Below are 21763 nucleotides of genomic sequence, written 5' to 3' on the forward strand. Positions count from 1 at the left end.
CGCCTAGGCTAACGCGGCCCCGAGTGGCCCGAGACCTGAACGTTTCGATGTCATTCACCGATCCTAATGGAAAAGCGTCGCCGCGAAGCGATAACGGCGGACGCGCGCGTCGCCCGGGGCGCAAGGTGCCGGCGCTGCCCGCTGCCGACACCGTGCGATCGGGCGACCGGGGCCGCCTGATCCGCCTGCGCGCGCGCATGCGGCAGGCGCCTGACGCCCAGGTCGAGGGGCTGCGCTCGCAGTTCGATCAGCTGGTGGCGCAATCGACCGAAGCGGTTCGACTGCGTCGCGCGCGGCTGCCGGCGCCACGCTTCGACGACAGCCTGCCGATCCATGCCGAAGGCGGGCGCATCGTCGAACTGCTGCGCACGCACCGCGTCGTCGTGGTCGCCGGTGAAACCGGCTCCGGCAAGACGACGCAGCTGCCCAAGCTGGCGCTGGCGGCCGGCCGCGGTGCCAGCGGGCTGATCGGCTGCACGCAGCCGCGCCGCATCGCCGCACGCAGCGTCGCCCGCCGCGTCGCCGAGGAGCTGGGTACGCCACTGGGCGAGCTGGTTGGCTACCAGGTGCGCTTCGACGACCGCGTCGGCGAGCAGGCGGCGATCAAGTTCATGACCGACGGCATCCTGCTGGCGCAGGCGCAAGGCGATCCCTGGCTGTCGGAATACGACACCCTCATCGTTGACGAGGCACACGAGCGCAGCCTCAACATCGACTTCCTGCTCGGCCTGCTGAAACGCCTGCTGGCGCGCCGCGACGACCTCAAGGTCATCGTCACCTCGGCCACGATCGACACCGCCCGCTTCTCGGCGTTCTTCGACGGCGCGCCGGTGGTCGAGGTGCCCGGTCGCACCTATCCGGTGGAGCGTCGTTACCGGCCCCTGTCCGGGCGCGCGCGCGACGACCGCCAGCTCAACCAGGCGCTGCTGGAAACCGTGGCCGAGATCAGTCGCGAGGATCCGCAAGGCGACATCCTGGTCTTCCTGCCCGGTGAGCGCGAAATCCGCGAGGCGCATCGCGTCCTTGGCGAACAGCGCCTGCGCCACACCGAGGTGCTGCCGCTGTACGCAAGGCTGTCGGCCAAGGACCAGGACCGTGTCTTCCATCCCGGCACCGGGCGACGCATCGTGCTCGCCACCAACGTCGCGGAAACCTCGCTGACGGTGCCGCGCATCCGCTATGTCATCGACGCCGGCACCGCGCGCATCAGCCGTTACAGTCCGCGCAGCAAGGTGCAGCGCCTGGAGATCGAGCCGGTCGCGCGCGCCAATGCCGAGCAGCGCGCCGGCCGCTGTGGTCGTGTCGGTCCGGGCGTGTGCTACCGGCTCTACGACGAGGCCGACTTCAATGCGCGGCCGGAATTCGCCGATCCGGAAATCCTGCGCAGCTCGCTGGCCAACGTCATCCTGCGCATGCTGGCGCTGGGCCTGGGCGACATCGAGGCGTTTCCGTTCGTCGATCCGCCGACCGAACGCGCGGTCAAGGAAGGCCTGCAGCAGCTGCTGGAACTCAAGGCCATCGACCCGGCGCGGCGTCTGACGCCGACCGGTCGTGCAATGGCCCGGTTTCCCATCGACGTGCAGCTGTCGCGAATGCTGGTCGAGGCCGAACGCCTGGGCTCCCTTCGCGAACTGCTGGCCATCGTCGCCTTCCTCGGCATCCAGGATCCGCGCGAGCGTCCGGCCGAACAGCGCCAGTACGCCGACAGCCGCCACGCCGAATTCGCCGACAACCGCTCGGACTTCCTCGGCGCCTGGAAGCTCTGGCAGGCTTACGACATCGCCCATGCCGACCTCGGTTCCAGCCGCCTGCGCGCCTGGTGCGAGGAACGTTTCCTCAACTTCATGCGCATGCGCGAATGGCGCGAGCTGCACCGGCAACTGCTGGGACTGGTGGGCGAGGCCGGCTGGGCCATCCCTGACAAGGCCGCGGACTACGAGGCGATCCACCGCGCCGTGCTCGCCGGCCTGCCGACCAGCGTCGCCCGCAAGGGCGAGAAAGGCCTCTACGACGGCACGCGCACGCGCGGGTTCGCGATCTTCCCCGGCAGCGCGCTGGTCAAGGCGCAGCCGCCCTGGCTGCTGAGCCTGTCGGTGATCCAGACCGCGCGCGCCTATGCGCACGTCAATGCGCGCATCGAACCGGACTGGCTCTACGACCAGTCCGGCCACCTGCTCAAGCGCACGGTCTCCGATCCGTTCTGGGACCGGGATCGCGGCCGTGTGCTCGCGCACGAGCAGGCGACGCTGCTCGGACTGGTGATCCACGCGCGCCGACGGGTCGATTTCGCACGCACCGACGCCGCGGGTGCGCGCGCGATCTTCCTGCGCGATGGCCTGGCCGAGTGCGACATGAACTCGCGCAGCGACTTCGTGCACGCCAACGCCAAAGTGCTGGAACAGGCGCGCGAGCAGGAAGCCATGCAGCGTCGCCAAGGACTGGTCGCCGACGCCGACCGGCGCGCGCAGTTCTTCGAAGGCCGCGTGCCCGAGGCCATCAACAGTGTCCGCGACCTCGACAGCTGGTACCGCTCGCTGGACAAACCGGTGCGGCGGACGCTGTTCTGGAACCTCGATGACGTACTGGTCGCCGATGACCGCCGTGCCGATTTCCCCAAGCAGATCGAACTGGCCGGGCATCGGTTCGACCTCGACTACCTGTTCGAGCCCGGCCATGAAGCCGATGGCGTCACACTGACGGTACCGCTGACATGGCTCAACGCGCTGCCGGCGTCTCGCCTGGAATGGCTGGTGCCCGGGCTGCTGCCGCTGAGGGTGGCGGAACTGATCCGCGCACTGCCGAAACCCTTGCGGCGCAACTTCGTGCCGGCGCCGGATTTTGCACGCGCCTTTGCCGAAGCCGAGCCGCCGCGGGATGCGCCGCTCACCGATGCGCTGGCGGCCTGTCTCAGGCGCGTGTCGGGCGTCGAGGTCGGCGTTGCCGATTTCGCTGCGGCCGAGTTGCCGCGACACCTGGTGATGCGCATCCGCCTGCTCGATGCCGACGGTCGCGAACTCGCCACCGGACGCGACCTGGCGGCGCTGCAACGCATCCATGGCCAGCGGGCCCGCGAAGCCTTCGCCGAGGCGGCGGCTGGCGGGCTGGCGCGCACAGGGCTGACGCGATTCGAACCGGAAGTCGTTCCCGCCTTCATCGAGAACAGCGCCGGCCTGCGCGCCTTCCCGGCTTTCGTCGATCGGGGCGACCACGTCGACCTGGCCGTGCTGGAAACCGCCGATGCGGCCGCGCGGGAACATGCCGATGGCATCCGGCGCCTGTTGCGCCTGCGCCTGGCCGATACCGTACGTCGTGTCGCGCGGCAGTTGTCGCTGGATGCCAAGGCACAGTTCGCCTGGACCACGACCGGCTCACTGGACGCCTTGCGCGGCGATATCGTCGAGCATGCCCTGGCATCACTGCTGACGCCCGACATGCTGGCCGTGCGTGATCGGCCGGCGTTCGAGTCGATCGCCGCCGGACTGGGACAACAGCTGGGTCGTGCCGCGCATGCGCGGGCGTTGCGCGTGCAGTCGGCCCTGCAGGGCCTGTCGGCGACGGCGCCGGCCCTGGCGCCGCCGCTGGTCGGTTTCGCCGCGGCGAATTTCGACGACCTGCGCGCGCAACTGGCGCGCCTGTTTCCGCCGACGCTGGGTCGCGACGTTCCCGATGCCCGGCTGGAGGATTATCCCCGTTACCTGAAGGCGATGTCGCTACGCGCGCAACGGCTGCAGGCCGATCCGCGCCGGGACCAGGAACGGATGCTGGTCGTGCAGAACTTCGAGCGCCGCCTGGCGGCGCTGCCGGAAAGCCGGGAAACGGCGGCCGAACGCGACGCCTTGCGCTGGCTGCTGGAGGAACTGCGCGTGTCGCTGTTCGCGCAGGAGCTGGGCACACGCGAGCCGGTGTCGGACAAGCGCGTCGAAAAACGCCTGCATGCGCTCGAACGCGGCAGGTAGGTCCTCGTTGCGTTCGGCGTCCGCGGCAGCGGCCGGATGACCGCCGCCGTTGCCAGGATGGCGCCGTGCCTGCCGGCTGCGACCTTGTCCCCGGCGAAAACATGCCCGCCGCCCTCGTAGTCGACAGGCCGTTCGCGCCTGTGAACGTCCATCTATCCCTGCGGCAGCGAGCCGACATCGACCACGCAGGCGTGCTGGCCGCTGATCGTCTCGCAGCGCACCGCGGGCGACGAGGCGGCGCGGAACGCGTCCAGGTATTCGGCGTGCAACAGGTACAGCGTATCGGCGCGGCGGGCGCCGGACTCCAGCAATTCCCGCTGCAACACGCAGTAGCGCTCCCAGCGCGAGCGATCCATGCGCGCGACGTAACCGCTGTTGACGGTCATGCCATGGCGAAGTGCCAGGTGCGTCGCCGGCAGCCAGGGCGCCGCCTGCCGGCCGCAACCGTCGCCGCTGACCAGTTCCAGATGGCGGCGCCCTTCCGCCAGGACCGTCCAGCGCGGGTCGGTCCAGGGCGCATGCTCGATCTTCGGCGCCTGGACGCGACGTTGCCCGAAGCTGTCGTGAAGGCGCAGGTCGTACACCTGCAGCAGGCAGACGAAAACGAGCAACGGCACCGCGAAAAGACGGCCCGCACGGGCCAGCACCAGCAGTGATACAAGCAGCAGCAGGTAATGCAGCGGCCACACGAAGCGTCCGCAGGAACGGAACAGCGAGTACAGCGAGATGCCGCGCAGCGATTCGAATTCGGCGAGCGTGCTGCCGGCCGCCGTCACCAGCGGACTGAGCGCGAACAGGAACATGCCCAGCGCTGCCAGCCACAGCGTGCTGCTCCGCTGCAGGACGCGGCGGGCGTCGCGCCGGAGGACGAGCACCACGACGGCCAGCGCTGTCGCGAGCAGCGCACCGGCACCCAGGTAGGCCCAGCCCTCCCACTGCTCCGGTCGCGTCATCCGCCATCCCGGCAGCCATGCCGCCAGGTTCGAGACGCCGTGGGTATCGACCAGCGAGGTGAGGTCTGCCGACCAGCGGCCGGCATTGCCCGCGTCGAGCGTCTGATCGCGCGGAACGGTGAAGGCGCCAGCCAGCCAGAGCAGCGGGATGCAGGTAGCGAGCACGCTCGCCGAGTCGGACACCGTGGCGCGCCATCGCAACGAGCGGGCAACCAGCAGGCCCTGCAGGCGGTCGGCGGCGAACACGGCCAGCACCATGGCCAGCAGATACAGGTGCGTAAGGCTGGCGACGCCCGCCAGGACGCACCAGGCCAGCCGGGCGCGCGGTTCGCCTGCGTCGCTCTCCGCCAGCCGCTGGGCGCGCCAGATCGCCAATCCGGTCGCGGCGACGACCAGCCACTGCGCCGTCAGCGTGTCGTGGCCGATGCGCATCACCATCACCGGCGACAGCACCGCCATCAACGCGACCAGCGCCGGTACCAGCAGGGCGTCACGTCCGTCCGATGCCGGTCCGGACGGCACCGCCAGGCGCGCAACGGCCGCCGCACTTGCGCCCATCAGCGTCCAGCTCATCAGGTAGGTCAGGCCAATGTACTGGAAAGGCTGCGGCAGCCATCCCGCGAAGGGCTTCAGCAACAGTGCAAGCAGCGGATGCGCGTCGGTGAAGAACACCGACGTGCCGACCGGATAGCGCAGCGTCGCGATTGTCCCCGGTGGCGACTGCCAGGGCTCCTGGCGGAAAAAAGCCCAGCCGGTGTAGTGCTGCGCCAGGTCACCCTGCAGCAGCCAGTCGATCGCGGTCGGATCCAGCCAGGCCCACCCGAAGGTGCGCAGGTAGAGCAGGGCGCCGACCAGCGCCCCGGCAAGGATGCCGGCCGAGGGTGGCGCGTCGCGGCGGGCCAGCGGCGCGAGCAGCGCCAGGGCGGTGCCCAGCGCGGCAATCGCCCAGGCATCGACATGCAGGGCGGCCGCCGAAGCCGGGAAGCGTTGCGCCAGCGCGAGCACGAACGCCAGGCAGTAGGCGGTGAACGCCAGGGCGAAGGCGAGGAACATCAGCGCCGGCATCCACCGGGCAAGGGCCGCCGCGGCCCTGATGGCTGCAGTCATTGTCGGGTCCGGGTCGATCCGTCAGGCGGGCTGTGGGCGGGCGTACAGGTTCCGCACCTTACGCCCTTGGCCACATCTGTACTTCAATGGGACTTGCCGCGCCGCCCTGCGACCGGCGCTGGCGCCTCGCAGCGCGGCACCGTTCCCGCGCCGCCGGCGACTTTGCAGCGGGCGGATGATTCGCGGGAATCAACGCGCGGGCAGCTGGATATCCGCCGGCACGGTGAAGGGCCTCAGCGGACGCGCTTGACCCGCATCTTGGCGTTGTAGCCCTCGATCCGCAGCAGCCAGGTCCCGAGCATGCCGGGTTCGATGATGACCGTGGGGTTCTGGATCGGGCGCGTGCTGAGAGGCGTGATGGAACCGCCGGCGGGCTCCCACACCATGCCGTTCTCCAGTTCGAACACCGAGCGGCTGCTCCAGCCGGTGAACTCGCCCTGCAGCGTGCTGACGATCGCATCGCGCGATGCGTTCAGCTCGGTCAGGCCACGGGTGTCGGCGGTGGCAGGATATGGGGTGGCCGCGACCTGGCTGGGCCAGTGGGCGCGCAGCCACTCGTTCAGTCGCGCCAGTTCGTCCGGCGACAGTTTTTCCAGGCCGGCGCCCGCGAATTCCTGCCCGTTCATGCGTTCCTCCAGCGAAGAGAACCCGGCGGCGCCGGCGACCGTTGCCCCGAGGGTGAGGAACAGGGTGGCGGCGAACTTGGTCAGTGACATGCGGTGGACCTCGGTCTGGACGGGATACGGCGATTGTAGCCGCAGGGCTAGAATGCCGCGATGACCTCCCATGCCCTCAGCAGCAGGCCCGCAACGACGCCGCCGGACAGCGCGGGCATTCCGCACTGGGTGCCGGCCGCCGCGCTTGCCGGACCGGCCAGCCTCCGTGCCGACCTCGAGGAAATCCTGTCGGTGCTGGACATGCTGCAGGTCGATGCCGCCACCCGTGCCGCGGCGGTCGCGCAGGTGCTGGACTGCTGGCCGGATGCGCTTCAGGCGCAGCCCGGCGCCGAACGCCTGCGCGAAGGCCTGGCCGAGGCCGCACGCATCTGGCGCCTGCACGCCGACCGGCCGGCAGCCGGCAATGCCGAAGGGCTTCGGCGGCTGCTGCTTGCGATCATCCGCGACCTGCGCGTGGTCTTCGTGCTGCTGGCCGAGCAGCTGGTGCAGCTGCGCCACGCCGACCGCTTGCCGAAAGCGCAGCAGCGCGAGCTGGCGCGTCGTTCGGCCGACATCCTGGCGCCGCTGGCCAACCGCCTGGGTATCTGGCAGCTGAAGTGGGAGCTGGAGGATCGCGCGTTCCGGTTCCTGAATCCCGAGACCTACCGCCGCATCGCGCGGCTGGTGGACGAACGCCGAAGCGATCGCGAGCGCTACATCCAGGTCGCCCGCCAGAAACTCGCGCAGGCGCTGCTCGAGCACAACATCGCCGCCGAAGTCAGCGGCCGGCCCAAGCACATCTTCAGCATCTGGAAGAAGATGTCGCGCAAGGGGCACGAATTCGAGGACCTGTACGACGTGCGCGCGGTGCGCGTGCTGGTTGCGGACGTCGCCGCCTGCTACGCCGCCCTGGGCGTGGTGCACAGCCTGTGGACGCCCATCCCGCAGGAATTCGACGACTACATCGCCCGTCCCAAGGGCAACAACTACCAGTCGCTGCACACCGCCGTGATCGGCCCGGAAGGCAAGACGCTGGAAGTGCAGATCCGCAGCCACGACATGCATGCGCACGCCGAGCTGGGCGTCGCCGCGCACTGGAAGTACAAGGAAGGCGGCGGTCAGGGCGATGCCGCCTTCGAACGCAAGGTGGCCTGGATGCGCTCGCTGTTGGAGAACCGCGAGGGCGGCGAGGATGACACCGGCCTCTACGAGGGCTTCCGCACCGATACCGCCGACGACCGCGTCTATGTGCTGACACCGCGCGGCGAAGTGGTCGATCTCGCCGCCGGCGCGACCGTGCTGGATTTCGCCTACCACGTGCATACGGAGGTGGGTCACCGCTGCCGCGGCGCCAAGGTCAACGGCCGCATCGTTCCCCTGACCTACCAGCCCCAGTCCGGCGACCGCATCGAGATCATGACGGCCAAGGAGTCGGCGCCGCGGCGCGACTGGCTCAATGCACAGGCCGGCTTCCTCAACACCGGACGCGCCCGCGACAAGGTGCGGGCCTGGTTCCGTCGCCTCGACCTCGACATCAACCTGCGCGAAGGCGCGGCCGTTCTCGACCGTGAACTGAAGCGGTTGAACCTGCACGACCGGCCGCTTGAACCGGTGCTGCCGCGCTGGCACCTGCGCAGGATCGAGGAACTGCATGTCGCCATCGCCCTGGGCGAGATCTCGCCGGCCCAGGTGGCGCGTGCGCTGCACGAGGCCGAGGCGGCCAGTCGCGCCGCCGAACAGCCGGCGTCGGCACCGGCGCCGGTTGCGCGGTCGCGGGCGCCCAGCGGCGAGGCCGTGACCATCGAGGGCGTCGGCAACCTGCTGCTGACCTTCGGACGCTGCTGCCAGCCGCTGCCGGGCGACGCCATCATCGGCTACATCACGCTCGGACGCGGCGTCAGCGTCCACCGCCACGACTGCCGCAGTTTCGCACGCAGCGCCGGCAGGCATCCCGAACGCGTCATGCCGGTGTCCTGGGGCAGCCGCAGCACCGGCCAGTTCGAGGTCGACCTGTTGATCCGTGCCTACGACCGCGCCGGCCTGCTCAAGGACGTCACCGCGGTATTCGCCGGCATGTCGATCAGCGTGCTGTCGCTGACCACCCAGGTCGACGACGTCCGCGGCGAAGCCGAGATGCGCTGCGTCGCGCGCGTGCGTGACGTTGAACAGCTCGGGGCGCTGCTCGCCCGCCTCGGCAATGTGGCCAACGTCCGCGAGGCAAGGCGTGTCGCCTGAGCGCCGGCGGCACCGCGCCGGCGCCACCTGCATCGCCAGGTGCGCCGGTATTCATGTGGAAGGAAGCGGAACTCAATACTATGCTGCGGGTCACACAAGGCGCCCATGAGCATGAATGGACGTGACCGGCCCGAACCGGGCCTGGGACAGATCGACGACATCGATCCGGATGCGCCGCGCCCGCATGTGGACGCGCCGGAGCGCACGCGGCGTCCAGCGGGAAATCCGCGCAGCGGCCCTTCCTGGCCGCTGGTCGCACTGCTGCTCGTGGCCGTCGCCGGCGCCGCCTTCTACGGGTTCGGCGACGGCCTGCGCGGACATTTTTCCGGTTCGGAAACGCGTGATCTCCTCAACGCCGCCGCGCGCGCCGAAGCGGAAGGTCGCTGGCATGGCGGCGACGGCGCCGCGCTGGCGCTGTACCGGCAGGTCCAGGGCGTCGATCCCGACAATGACGTCGCCCGGCTGGGACTGCAGCGCGTCATCGGGCAATTGCGTCGCGATGCCGATGCGGCACTGGATGCCGGCGAGAACGACAAGGCCGAGGCGCTCATCCAGGTGCTGGCGGGGCTGGGCGAGGCGGGCGAGCACGTCGCCGGCCTGCGCAAGCGCCTGGACGCGATGAAGCTGTCGGGGCGCGAGCTGTCCGACCTGCTCGCACGCGCCGAGGCCGCGCTCGCCCGTCGGCGCATCCGCGGCGACAACGGTGCCCTGGTCGCCTACAAGCGCATGCTGGCGCTGGATCCCGGCAATGCCGTCGCACGGGCCGGTGTCGAACAGTCGCTGCAGGTCCTGGCTGACGAGGCCGGCAAGGAAATCGTCGCCGGCAACCTCAGCAGTGCCGACGACATGATCCAGTCGCTGGCCGCCGAGCAGCCACTGCACGCCGCGCTGCCGGCGCTGCGCCAGGCGCGTGCCGAGGCCGCCAGCCGGCGCGACGAAACCAGCGCGCAGCAGGCGGCCGACGCGGCCGCGGCACGCGCCCGGGCCGACCTGGACCTGGCCACGCAGCTCGAAAATGCCGACCAGGCGCTTCGCGAGCGCCGCCTGGAAGCGGCCGTCGCCGGTTACCGCCGCGTCCTCGATGCACGGCCCGACCATCCCGACGCTATCGACGGCCTGGACCTGGCGTCGCGTGCCGCCCTGGAGCGCGCGCGTGCCGCGCTGTCGGACAGCAACGTCGAGGCGGCGCGTGCCGCGCTGGACCTGGCCGTGCGCGCCGAAGCGGATCCGCAGATGCTCGAACGCCTGCAGCGACAGCTTGCTGCCACCGAGGAACGCCTGACCGCGGTGCTGGCGCGGCCGGACCTGGATCCGGCGCAGAAGAGGCAGCTCGAAGACATCATGGCGCGGGCGCGCGCTGCCGAATCGCGTGGCGAACTGGTTGAACCGGCCGGGGAAAGCGCCTACGACCTCTACCGGCACGCCCTTTCGATCGATCCGATGTTCGACCCGGCGCGACAGGCCGCGGCCGCGCTGCCTCGCCGCGCGCAGACGCTGGTGGTCCACCACGTCGAACTGGGCCAGCTGGATCAGGCCGGCCATGCGCTGGATGCGCTGCAGGCGATGGCGCCGATGCAGCCGGGCCTGTCGGAACTGCGGCGCATGGTGGCCGGTGCCTGGCTGGAGCGCGGCGCCGATGCGCTGCGCGAAGGCGCGGTCGCCGACGCCCGTGCCGCACTGGAAAAGGCGCGCGCCGTGATGCCCGAACATCCAGGCGTGCAGCAGCTGGCGGTTCGCATACAACCGTCCTCGTGACGCGGGGGCGGGTCGACGGAAGACGGTCGCCGGCAAAAGGCCATACAGGTCGCTCTGCTAGAATGCGCACCTCATTCCCGTTGTCCTGTTCATGCCCATCACCCTGAAATCCCGCGAAGAGATCGAAGGCATGCGCGAGGCCGGCCGCCTGGCCGCCGAGGTGCTGCGCCTGGTCGAGCCCCTGGTCAAGCCCGGTGTCACCACCGAGGAACTGGACCGCTTCTGCTACGAGCACATCGTGAACGTGCAGCAGGCGATTCCGGCGAACGTCGGCTATGGTGGCGGCGGTGGTCGCATCCCTTTCCCGAAGACCATCTGCACCTCGGTCAACAACGTGGTCTGCCACGGCATTCCGAGCCAGACCAAGGTGCTCAAGGCCGGCGACATCGTCAACATCGACGTCACCGTCATCAAGGACGGCTGGCACGGCGACACCAGTCGAATGTATTTCGTCGGTGAACCCCCGGTGCTGGCGCGGCGACTGGTCGAGGTGACCTACGAGGCGATGGTGCGCGGCATCCGCCAGGTGCGTCCGGGTGCACGCCTGGGCGACATCGGCCACGCCATCCAGAGCTACGCCGAGGCCGAACGCTTCTCGGTGGTGCGCGAGTATTGCGGCCACGGCATCGGCCGCATCTACCACGAGGAACCCCAGGTCCTGCATTACGGCCAGCCGGGCACCGGCCTGGAGCTGCAGCCGGGCATGACCTTCACCATCGAGCCGATGATCAATGCCGGCAAGCGGCAGACCCGCCTTCTGCCGGACAACTGGACCGTGGTGACGCGCGACCGCTCACTGTCGGCGCAGTGGGAACACACCATTGCCGTGACCGAGGACGGCTTCGACGTCCTGACGCTGCCGCCCGGCGAGCAGCTCTGATCGACGCGCCATGGATGCCGCAGCCGCCGGATCCCTGATCGAGCGGCTGCGCGCCGGTATCGCGGCGCTGGCCGCACAGGAGGACGCCGCGTTCCGTGGCGGCGTGCCGGTCGCGGAACTGCTGGTGCTGCGCACGCACCATTTCGACGCCAGCCTGCGCGAACTCTGGCAGGCACTGGCCGGCGAGCACGCCGCGCTGGCGCTGTTCGCCGTCGGCGGCTATGGCCGCGGCGAACTGTTTCCGCAATCCGATCTGGACGTGCTGGTGCTCTGCGCCGCCGAGCCGGGCGTGCGTGAACGCCAGGCGATCGAGCAGTTCGTGTCGGCCCTCTGGGATGTCGGCCTGCGGCCCGGCCATTCGGTTCGCACCGCCGCCCAATGCACGCAGGCCGCCGCCGACATCACCGTCTGCACCGCGCTGATGGAAGCGCGCCAGTTGGCCGGCAACAGCGCCGCAGCCGGGCATCTGGCGGCTGCGGTCGCGACCGACGTGGCGTGGCCACCCGACGATTACGCCCAGGCCAAGCTTGACGAGCTGGTCACGCGCCATGCCCGCTATGGCGACACCAGCTACAACCTCGAACCCAACCTCAAGGAAGGTCCGGGCGGACTGCGCGACATCCAGACCATCGCCTGGATCGCCCGCCGCGTGACCGGCAGCGCCGAGCCGTCGGACTGGATTGCCGCCGGGCTGGTCCGGGGCCGCGAATGGCAGCAGCTGGAACAGGCGCGCGACACCCTCGGGCGCCTGCGCATGGGACTGCACCTGGTGGCCGGCCGCGTCGAGGAGCGCCTGCTCTTCGACCACCAGCCGACGCTGGCGCAGATGCTCGGTTTCCGCGACCAGCATCGCGACAACCGTGCCGTCGAACAGATGATGCAGACCTACTTCCGCGCCGCCCTGGCGGTGCGCCGGGTGCTGGCGCGTTTCTCGGCGCGCTGGCGCGAAAGGCCGGGCAGCGATGCCCTCGGCCGCGAAGTCGAGCCGGGATTCATCGCCTGCGAAGACCGCCTGTCCTTTGCCGACATCCGGCAGCTGCAGGACGATCCGGCGTCGCCGTTGCGGCTGTTCGCCTGCTGGCAGCGCCATCCGGAATTGCGCGAACTGGGCGCGGCGACGGCCGCCGCACTGGACCAGGCGGTGTCAGCGCGCGGTGCCGGCCTGGCCGAAGATGAAAACGCGCGCAGCGTATTCCTGGACATCCTGCGCGGCCCGCGCGTGGCCGAGACGCTGTCGCGCATGCACCTGCACGGCGTGCTCGGCGCCTACCTGCCGGCATTCGCCCGCGTCGCCGGGCGAATGCAGTACGACCTGTTCCACGCCTATACCGTTGACCAGCACACGCTCAACGTCATCCGCAACATCGATCGCATGGCCGCCGGCGAGGCGCCGGAGTTCCCGCAGGCGTCGGACGTGTTCGACAGCCTCGACCGTCCCGACCTGCTGTATCTGGCGGCGCTGTTCCACGACATCGCCAAGGGCCGCGGCGGCGACCATTCCGAGCTGGGTGCAGGGGATGCCGCCGCGTTCTGCCGCGAGCACGGTCTCGGCGCCGTCGACAGCGACCTTGTCGCCTGGCTGGTCCAGCAGCACCTCCTGCTCTCGATCACCGCGCAGAAGTCGGACATCACCGATCCGGCGGTGATCAATCGTTTTGCCGCCGCCGTCGCCGACCGCCAGCGCCTGGACATGCTGTACCTGCTGACCATGGCCGACATCGCCGGCACCGCGCCCGGCCTGTGGAACACCTGGAAGGCACGGCTGGTCGCCGACCTGCACGCCGCCGCGCGACTGGCGCTGCGGCGCGGGCTGGAACATCCGATCCACGCCGACGAGCGCATCGCACAGTGCCGCAACGCGGCGCTGGAACTGCTGGCGGAGCAGGGCATCGATGCTGCGCGGGCCGAGGCCATCTGGGCCGATTTCCCGCCGGTGAGCTTCCTGCGTTATCGCGCCAGCCTGGTGGCCTGGCTGACCAGCCAGGTCGCGAACGCACGGCCGGACAGCCTGCCGGTCGTCGCCGCGCGCAGCGTCGGCGAACGCGGTGCGCGCGAGATCTTCGTGCACAGCCCGGACGTGGACGGCCTGTTCGCCGCGATCACCGCCGCGCTGGACCGCCTCGACCTGGACGTCGTCGAAGCGCGCATCATGACCTCGGCCAAAGGCCTCAGCCTCGACACGTTCCGGGCGCTGGAACGCAGCCGTCGCGAGGCCGGGCCCGAGCGCGACGAGGAGATCGTCCGCAGCCTGCGCTATGCGCTGCGGCAGCGGCCGCTGCGCCTGGGTCCGGTAAAGCGCAGCCTCAGCCGTGGCCAGCGCCATTTCCAGATCTCGCCCCAGATCGATTTCGCGCCGGTGCCTTCGGCTGACCGCACCAGCATGTCGCTGGTCTGTTCCGATCGTCCCGGCCTGCTGGCCCTGATCGCGCAGGTGCTGCGCGAACAGCGCGTGCGCGTGCATGGCGCGCGCATCGCGACCTTCGGCGAACGCGCCGAGGACTTCTTCCTGCTCAGTGACGAGCAGAACCGGCCGCTGGACGAGGCTTCGCAGGCGCGCGTGGACGAAGCCCTGCGCAACCGTCTTTCCGAGCGCTGAGCCGCCGCCGCGGTCGCGGTGGTTTCCGTCACCGGCCCGGCAGCGCCGGCGCAAGGCTGAACGCGTGGCAAGGATCGGATCCGCGCGCCGGGCTAAACTCGCCTGCCCTCCATTCCCCCTCTGGCGACTTGAGCAGCATGGATCTCCCGGCTTTGCAGTCCACCATCGAATCGGCATTCGCCGACATCACGTCCCTATCTCCGGCAGAGGTCGGCCATCGCTGCGGCGATGCCGTCGAAGCCGTGCTGGATGCGCTGGAAGCGGGCACGCTGCGCGTCGCCGGGCCGCACGGCCAGGGCGGCTGGCGCGTCAATGACTGGGTCAAGAAGGCGGTCCTGCTCTATTTCCGCCTGCGCCCGATGGAAATGATGCCGAGCGATCGCTGCGGCCTGATCGGCGGCTTCGACAAGGTACCGCTGCGCTTCACAGGCTTCAGTCCCGAAGCCTCCTATCGCGAAGCCGGCGCGCGCGTGGTGCCGGGCGCCATCGTCCGTCGCGGTGCCCATGTCGGGCGCGATGTCGTGCTGATGCCGAGCTTCGTCAACATCGGCGCGCATATCGGTCCCGGCACCATGGTGGATACCTGGGCTACCGTCGGTTCCTGCGCGCAGGTCGGCGCCAACGTCCATCTGTCCGGCGGCGCCGGGATCGGCGGCGTGCTCGAACCGCTGCAGGCGACGCCGACCATCATCGAGGACGACTGTTTCATCGGCGCGCGTTCGGAAGTCGTCGAAGGCGTGGTCGTCGAGCGTGGCAGCGTCATCGGCATGGGCGTGTTCCTCGGTCGCAGCACGCGCATCTACGATCGCGCCACGGGTGAAGTGCATTACGGTCGCGTGCCCGCCGGCAGCGTCGTGGTGCCGGGCAGCCTGCCATCCGCCGACGGCCGCTACAGCCTGAATTGCGCCGTCATCGTCAAGCGCGTCGATGCGCAGACGCGCGCCAAGACCAGCCTCAACGACCTGCTGCGGCAGGCGGCGGAGGAGGCGTGAGCATGGTCACCGTTTACGGCCTGGCCCGCTGCGATACCTGCAGGAAGGCGCGTGCGTGGCTGGAGGCGCAGGGCATCGCCCACCGGTTCGTCGACTATCGCGACCAGCCGATCCCCGCCCGCGATGTGCTCGCTTACGCGCGCCAGCTGGGCTGGGAAAAACTCGTCAACCGGGCCAGCACGACGTGGCGCGGGCTGACCGACGCGGAAAAATCGCCGCAGGGCGATGAGCAGTGGCTGCTGCTGGTCGCCGCCCATCCCGCCCTTGTCCGCCGCCCGTTGCTGGTGTTGCCCGATGGTCGGGTGGTGGCGGGTTTCAAGCCGGCCGTTTACGCCGATACATTCGCCGCTGCATCGTAAGGCCCCGCATCATGCCGCCACGCCATTTCCTGACGGTCCTGCTGTGGTCCGTCTCCTTGTCACTCATCGTGCCGACACTGGCCCGGGCACAGGATTCCACCGAATCCAGTGCTGCCGACCAGGTCGATGAAATCGTCCTGCAGAGCAGCACGTTCCTGGAGGGCCATCCGGACATGCGCTGGCGCCTGCTGGGCGTGCGAGCGCTGCGCGATGGCTTTCCCGCGGCCGCGTTCGGCCATTTCCTGCGCGCCGCGCGCTTCGCCGACAAGCCCTCGCAGGCGATGATCGCCGAGATGTTCTGGGAAGGTAACGGCGTCGGCAAGGATCGCGCGCTGGCCTATGCGTGGATGGACCTGGCGGCGGAACGCGGACGCGTGCAGTTCATCGCGCATCGCGAGCGCTACTGGGAGGCGCTGACGGCGGAAGAGCGTGATCGCGCGCTGGTCGAGGGCCGGGCGATCTATGCCGAATATGGCGACCGCGTGGCCAAGCGGCGGCAGGCCCAGGCGATGCAGCGGGCCCAGCGCACGGGCGTGACCGGCAGCCGCACCGGCCATGTCGGCTATCTGAAGGTGTGGAACAAACATGCGCCCGGCGCCGACGGCTGGATGGATGGCTCGGAGTTCCACGATACGCGCTACTGGAATCCGGACCAGTACTGGGACTGGCAGGACGAGATCTGGGACCAGATGAGCCGGCGAGGCATCATCGACGTGCTGCCGATCCAGTCCTTCATTGCCGACGACGAAACGGACACGGGAACGGAACATGATGGAACCCGTCGTTGAGCTGAGCTGCGAGCTCATCCGTCGCGCCAGCGTGTCGCCGGAAGATGCCGGCTGCCAGGCGCTGATCGCGCAGCGGCTGGCAGCCGCAGGGTTCGCCATCGAACATTTTCCATTCGGCGAGGTGGAGAACCTCTGGGCGACGCACGGCAGCGGCGGGCCGGTGCTGGCGCTGCTGGGTCACACCGATGTCGTGCCGACCGGGCCACTCGACGCGTGGAGTTCGCACCCGTTCGAACCGGACATCCGCAACGGCCTGCTCTACGGCCGGGGCGCCGCCGACATGAAGGGCAGCGTCGCCGCCATGGTGATCGCACTGGAACGCTTCGTCGCCGCTCATCCGGATCATCCGGGCACGGTCGCGCTGCTGTTGACCAGTGACGAGGAGGCCGAGGCGATCGACGGCGTGCGCCAGGTAGCCGCGCGTTTCCGGGAAACCGGCCAGCGCATCGACTGGTGCCTGGTGGGTGAGCCGTCCTCGCGCGAACGCCTCGGGGACCGCAGTCGCGTCGGTCGGCGCGGTTCGCTTTCAGGCTATCTCACGGTGCACGGCGTGCAGGGCCATGTCGCCAACCCGCATCTGGCGCGCAACCCCATCCACGAGCTGGCGCCTGCGCTGGCGGAATTGTGCGCGACGCGCTGGGACGAGGGCAGCGCGGATTTTCCGCCGACCGGATTCCAGGTTTCCAACATCCATGCCGGCACCGGTGCCAACAATGTCATTCCGGGCCAGTGTTCGGTGGTGTTCAACTTCCGCTATGGCACGGTGACGAACGCGGCGGAACTCAAGGCGCGCACCGAAGCCGTCCTGCAACGCCATGGCCTGCAGTTCGACCTGCACTGGCACGCATCCGGGGAACCATTCCTGTCGCCACCCGATGGCCGGCTGCGCGCGGCAGTGCGCACGGCGGTATTGGATGCCTGTGGCCTGGAACCGGATTTCGATACCGGTGGCGGCACGTCCGATGGTCGTTTCATCGCGCCGCTGGGCGCCGAAGTGGTGGAGCTCGGACCGGTCAACCATTCCATCCACAAGATCGACGAGCATGTGGCCGTCGATGAACTGCATACGCTGGTCGACATCTATGCCGCCGTGGTCGGGCGCTGTCTCGTTGATCCGATGCGGTGACGCCGTCCATACGATGCGGTATCGAAAAGGGTGAGGGTGCTGGACGGAACCGCCAATTCCGTCCTTGAAGGGGCGCGATCCACGCAAGCCAGTGCAATCGCGCGCAACCCAGCGCAAGCGTGGCTCGGCTCGCCGTGCCGCTTCGACCAATGGATACCGATTCGCACTGGAAAACAGGGCGAATGATGGTGCGCGGCACATAAAAACCACGGCCGGATGTGCTAGTGTCAGGCATATTCGTTCCGTTCACCTTCCGTTCAAGCCCATTTCCTACCCGCCGAGGTCAACCATGATCGTCCGCAAAACGGCGCCGACGCTGGTGCTGCTGTGTTTGTCAATCGGTGCCGCTCTGGCCGCCACGCCCGACAGCCTCACGGACCAGGAAAAGCGCGAGGCACTCGTCGCCGCCGATGCCTGGTCGTTCAACGGCGGTACGGCAACGCTGCGCTTCAACACCAGCCTGCTGGAGCTGTTCGGCGTCTCCGTCGGTGCGCCCGGGGATGTGCTGGCCTTCCGTGAGCACGATGCGGTCAGTTCGGAAATGGCGATCCGCGAACAGGGCGGCATCCGCTTCGCCGCGCGCGATGGCGCCTTGACCCGGTTCGTTGATGGCTCCATCCACGTCGATGGCCGCTTCCACGTCAACCTGCCCGATGGCAGCCGCATCGACTACGACGGCTTCGAAGTCCGCGTCAGCCCGATCAACCCGATGCACCTCGACGTCATCGGCAACGATGGCGAGGTGTGGTTCTACGTCAACCACATGATGTGGGAAGTGATCGACGACAACACGCGCTTCCACCTGCGCGCCGCCGACCTCAATGCGACTCAGGCCTTCGCGGCTCGCGTCGGCGCGCCAGGCCTGGCCGGCGCATTCGTGGGTGAACTCAAGTTCCTCAGCCCGCTGCGCACGCAGGGCCCGGGCCAGATGGGCGCTTCGGCAGCGCCGGAAGGCGCCGAGGTCCGTGGCGCCCCGTGCGTGCGTGGCGCGACGCCCTGCTTCCACGGCGATGAGCACCCGGATGGCGGCATCTACGAAGCCGACGTGCTGATGCAGAACTATTCGATGACCTTCATGCGCTGCCGCTCCAGCGCCGGGACGGGCAGCTGCGACGGCAATGGTCCCGACGATGGCGAAGTGGTGTTCGCCCCCAGTTCGACGCTGCGCAACACCAACAACACGCACACGGCCGACGTGCCGTGGTACGAGAAGTTCACCGGCAACAGCAACCCTTGGGGTTATCCGTACCCAAATGCCGACCAGCACCCCTACCTGATCTGGAACCTGTATCGCATTGTCGATGGCCAGCTCGAGCAGATCGCCGCCTCCGGCGTCAAGCACGCCTGGCTGACGACCAATGGTGGCTGCTCGGCCCCGTTCGGCGGGCACATCCTGAGCCCGAACTGCAGCGACACCTACGGCACCGGCAACAACGATGCGCCGGACGACCTCGGTCCGCGCACGGAGATCCTGCCTGCCAGCGGCTGGTTCGGACGCTGCGGTTCGATCTTCGACACCAATTGCGACGGCGCCTCGAATTCCGTTTCGAGCAACGGCTATCGCGACCGCCTGGTTGTCCGCGAATCACAGCTGTCGGTGCCGGGTGCGTCGTATTACTCGGACTCCTGGTACATCGTCCAGGACGACATCAACATCTACAACACGATGATGCACAAGACGATCGCGCCGGCGGCCGGCAGCAGCGCCTGGACCCCGGGTGCGCAGGGGGCCAACGTCCTCGGCCCGCTCATCAATGCCTGGGTGGACCCCGCGGCGAACCCGACCCGCAACGTCGAGATCGACGACCAGGAAGGCCACGTCCGCATTGCCGTCAAGACCAAGGCGCTGGCCTCCTGTCCGGCCGGTTCGGGCCTGAGCGGTACCTGCTACCGCTATGACTATGCCGTGCACAACTTCGACTTCGCCCGCGCGAAGACCGAGGGCACGCCGCCGAACCTGCGTGTCCTGAGCAACCTGGGCTTCGATTCGTTCACCATCCCCGTCGGCAGCGCGCCGGTGCACATCGACCCGGCCAACCACTTCGCGGACATCGACATCAACGCGGCGAACAACTGGACGGCGAGCAGCACGGGCGGTTCCGTCACCTGGACCGCGCCAGCCGGCAACGAACTGAACTGGGGCACGCTGTACCGCTTCTCGCTGGTCACCAACGTGGCGCCGGACCCGGGTCGCGTCGCCGCTGTCGGCCTGCGTGTCGCCGACAGCAGCAGCCCCGATGTGCTGCAGGCCACGATGATGGTGCCGGGCGTGGCTGGGGGTCCGGTCCAGCATCTTGTGACCGCGACGGCGGGAGCGGGTGGTTCGATCTCGCCGTCCAGCCAGAATGTCGCGGCTGGTGGCACGGCGGCCTTCACGGTGACGCCGCAGGCAGGCTTCGACGTGCAGTCGGTCGTCGGCGATACCTGTACGCCGGTCGACAATGGCGGTGGCAACTGGTCTGCCGCCAACATTCAGGCTGCCTGCCAGGTGCTGGCCACGTTCCTGGGCAACAACGACCTCATCTTCCGCAACGGTTTTGAAAACCTGGGAGGAGGATCGGACCGGTAACCGGTCGCGGATGGATGGGACGCCGTGGCCGCAATGGCCACGGTGTCCCGAACCCGGTCGTTACGGTTTCTTTCCGGTCTGCTGCCTGTAATGAATGTCCTGACAATGTTCCGTTCCGTGCTTGCGTGCTGCGTTGTGATGGCGCTGGCGATCGCATTGCAGGCGGGCCGCGCGCATGCGGACATCAGCGGACGGGTCGTCGACATCGTTGACGGCGAGCCCATCGAAGGTGCCATCGTGTCGGTGCGGGCGCGTCCGGACCTGGGCCGTGTGCTGACGGATGCCGATGGCCATTACACATTGCCGCTCAACGGCGTTCCCGGAGTCGTGGAGATCGGCGTTGCGGTTCCCTGGGATCCGCAGTCCGAGATCAACTACCTGGTCAACGCTGTGCAGGCCTTTGATGGCCTGAGCGGATTCCAGTTGCCGCTGCTGCGTTCACCGGACATGGAAAACGTGGCCTACGAGCCACCGACGGCGCAGACCTGCAACACCTGCCACAGTCGCTACCACCAGCAGTGGCTGACCTCCCGGCATGCCGGATCGGCTGTGAATCCCTGGGTGCTGGACCTGTACGCCGGAACCGGCACCGCCGGCGGCAGCGCGGGGTATGTCTTCCGCGACACGCACGATGCCGGCCACACCGGCTTCTGCGCGGCCTGCCATGCGCCGATGGAAGACGTGTTCACGCCCGGCGAGGTTTACCTGGATGAGGTGGCCACGCCCGCCGGACTGAATGGCGTCTCCTGCCTGGCCTGCCACCAGATTGCCGACGTCGACCCCACGCACATCAACGCGCTGAACCATCTCGGAAAGACCGACTACCGCTTCCTGCAGGGTGGCCAGCCGACACATCTTTATGTCTGGGGTCCGCTGCCCGATGTCGACAACGGCATCATGCAGGCGCACTACTCGCCGCTGCATTCCGATCCGCGCCTGTGCGCCGCCTGCCACCAGTACACCAACCCGGAAACCGGTGCACCCGGGCAGAGCACCTACACCGAGTGGCTGGCTTCGCCCTACGCGCAGCCGGGGCCGGGTCGAAGGACCTGCCAGAACTGCCACATGGAAAAGGAAACCACGGCAGGCCAGATCGGCTCGCAGGGACCACAGCGGCCGGCCAGCCAGCGCAGTACGCACCGGTTCACCGGCGCCACCCCGCAGCGCCTGAGCGAGAACATCGACCTGCGTATCGCCGCGCAGCAGTCAGGGGCAGGTTTGCTGCTCACGGCCGAGGTCGAAAACCAGTGTGGCCACAATTTCCCCACCGGCATCGACATCCGCAATGCGCTGGTGGTGCTCGACGTGCGCGTCGGCGGCGTGCCGCTGCAGCAGGTCCACGGCCCGGTGCTGCCGTTCTGGGCCAGCGATGACGTGCCCGGTGAGCAGCCGGGTGATTACGCCGGCTGGCCGGGCAAGGGGTTTGCCAAGGTGCTGGAAGGCCGCATCAACGGGGTCGGCGAAGTCGTGCGGCCGGTCCTGTTCATCGATGCCGAGCAGGCGGCCAGCAACACCACGATTCCGTCCGGCCACACCGATGTCAGCCAGTACCGTTTCGCCATTCCGGCTGGCCTGCCTGCGAACACCGAGGTCAGCATCACCGCGCGCCTGCTTTACCGCCGCGCTTGGCGCGCGCTGGCCGTCACCAAGGGCTGGACACAGACGCCGGGCGGCATGCCGGTGGAGATCCAGGTCCAGCAGCGTTCGCTGCAACTGGCGCTGGAGCCGGTCGCCGACGGGCTGTTCGCGGACGGATTCGAGATCGCGCGATGACTTCGGTGGCCGATGCAC

General features: G+C 68.9%; 13 protein-coding genes. 11 read left to right on the top strand and 2 right to left on the bottom strand.

Going from position 1 to position 21763, the window contains the following annotated elements; translation table 11 throughout:
- The first annotated feature begins 47 nt into the window (after positions 1-47).
- The gene (hrpA, locus tag EDC25_RS08870) at positions 48-3956 is read left to right on the top strand and encodes an ATP-dependent RNA helicase HrpA (protein ID WP_132577426.1); all 3909 of its coding nucleotides are present in this window, start codon (positions 48-50) and stop codon (positions 3954-3956) included.
- 152 nt (positions 3957-4108) lie between these two features.
- Here the strand turns inward: hrpA and EDC25_RS08875 are convergent, their stop codons facing one another.
- Entirely contained in the window at positions 4109-6016 is a 1908-nt protein-coding gene (locus tag EDC25_RS08875; protein WP_132577427.1) for a DUF6311 domain-containing protein, read from the bottom strand.
- Between the two features lie 233 nt (positions 6017-6249).
- Positions 6250-6732, bottom strand: coding sequence for a hypothetical protein (locus tag EDC25_RS08880; protein WP_123522946.1), 483 nt, complete (start codon positions 6730-6732; stop codon positions 6250-6252).
- Positions 6733-6792: 60 nt separating this feature from the next.
- On the opposite strand from EDC25_RS08880, the gene EDC25_RS08885 reads away from it, so the two are divergent.
- The 10 genes from EDC25_RS08885 (at position 6793) to EDC25_RS08930 (ending at position 21745) form a co-directional block, all read left to right on the top strand.
- Positions 6793-8907, top strand: coding sequence for a RelA/SpoT family protein (locus EDC25_RS08885; protein ID WP_123522947.1), 2115 nt, complete (start codon positions 6793-6795; stop codon positions 8905-8907).
- 105 nt (positions 8908-9012) lie between these two features.
- Complete coding sequence (locus EDC25_RS08890; RefSeq protein WP_123522948.1) at positions 9013-10662, top strand: tetratricopeptide repeat protein; 1650 nt, start codon at positions 9013-9015, stop codon at positions 10660-10662.
- A gap of 91 nt (positions 10663-10753) precedes the next feature.
- Complete coding sequence (gene map / locus EDC25_RS08895) at positions 10754-11542, top strand: type I methionyl aminopeptidase (protein WP_123522949.1); 789 nt, start codon at positions 10754-10756, stop codon at positions 11540-11542.
- Between the two features lie 10 nt (positions 11543-11552).
- The gene (gene glnD / locus EDC25_RS08900) at positions 11553-14138 is read left to right on the top strand and encodes a [protein-PII] uridylyltransferase (RefSeq protein WP_123522950.1); all 2586 of its coding nucleotides are present in this window, start codon (positions 11553-11555) and stop codon (positions 14136-14138) included.
- Positions 14139-14275: 137 nt separating this feature from the next.
- Positions 14276-15130 carry a 2,3,4,5-tetrahydropyridine-2,6-dicarboxylate N-succinyltransferase gene (dapD, locus tag EDC25_RS08905; RefSeq protein ID WP_123522951.1) on the top strand — a complete coding sequence of 285 codons (855 nt, stop codon included), beginning with the start codon at positions 14276-14278 and terminating at the stop codon, positions 15128-15130.
- Positions 15131-15132: 2 nt separating this feature from the next.
- On the top strand, positions 15133-15489 hold the full coding sequence (locus EDC25_RS08910) for a Spx/MgsR family RNA polymerase-binding regulatory protein (protein ID WP_205985035.1): 357 nt from the start codon (positions 15133-15135) through the stop codon (positions 15487-15489).
- Positions 15490-15500: 11 nt separating this feature from the next.
- Entirely contained in the window at positions 15501-16277 is a 777-nt protein-coding gene (locus EDC25_RS08915; RefSeq protein ID WP_123522953.1) for an SEL1-like repeat protein, read from the top strand.
- Entirely contained in the window at positions 16261-17403 is a 1143-nt protein-coding gene (dapE, locus tag EDC25_RS08920) for a succinyl-diaminopimelate desuccinylase (RefSeq protein WP_123522954.1), read from the top strand. The genes EDC25_RS08915 and dapE overlap by 17 nt, the downstream gene beginning before the upstream one ends.
- Positions 17404-17692: 289 nt before the next feature.
- Complete coding sequence (locus EDC25_RS08925) at positions 17693-19972, top strand: hypothetical protein (RefSeq protein WP_123522955.1); 2280 nt, start codon at positions 17693-17695, stop codon at positions 19970-19972.
- A 138-nt stretch (positions 19973-20110) separates the two neighbouring features.
- Complete coding sequence (locus tag EDC25_RS08930) at positions 20111-21745, top strand: multiheme c-type cytochrome (protein WP_165910891.1); 1635 nt, start codon at positions 20111-20113, stop codon at positions 21743-21745.
- The last annotated feature ends 18 nt before the right edge of the window (positions 21746-21763 follow it).

Source organism: Pseudofulvimonas gallinarii (assembly GCF_004343305.1).
Classification (GTDB): Bacteria; Pseudomonadota; Gammaproteobacteria; order Xanthomonadales; family UBA2363; genus Pseudofulvimonas; species Pseudofulvimonas gallinarii.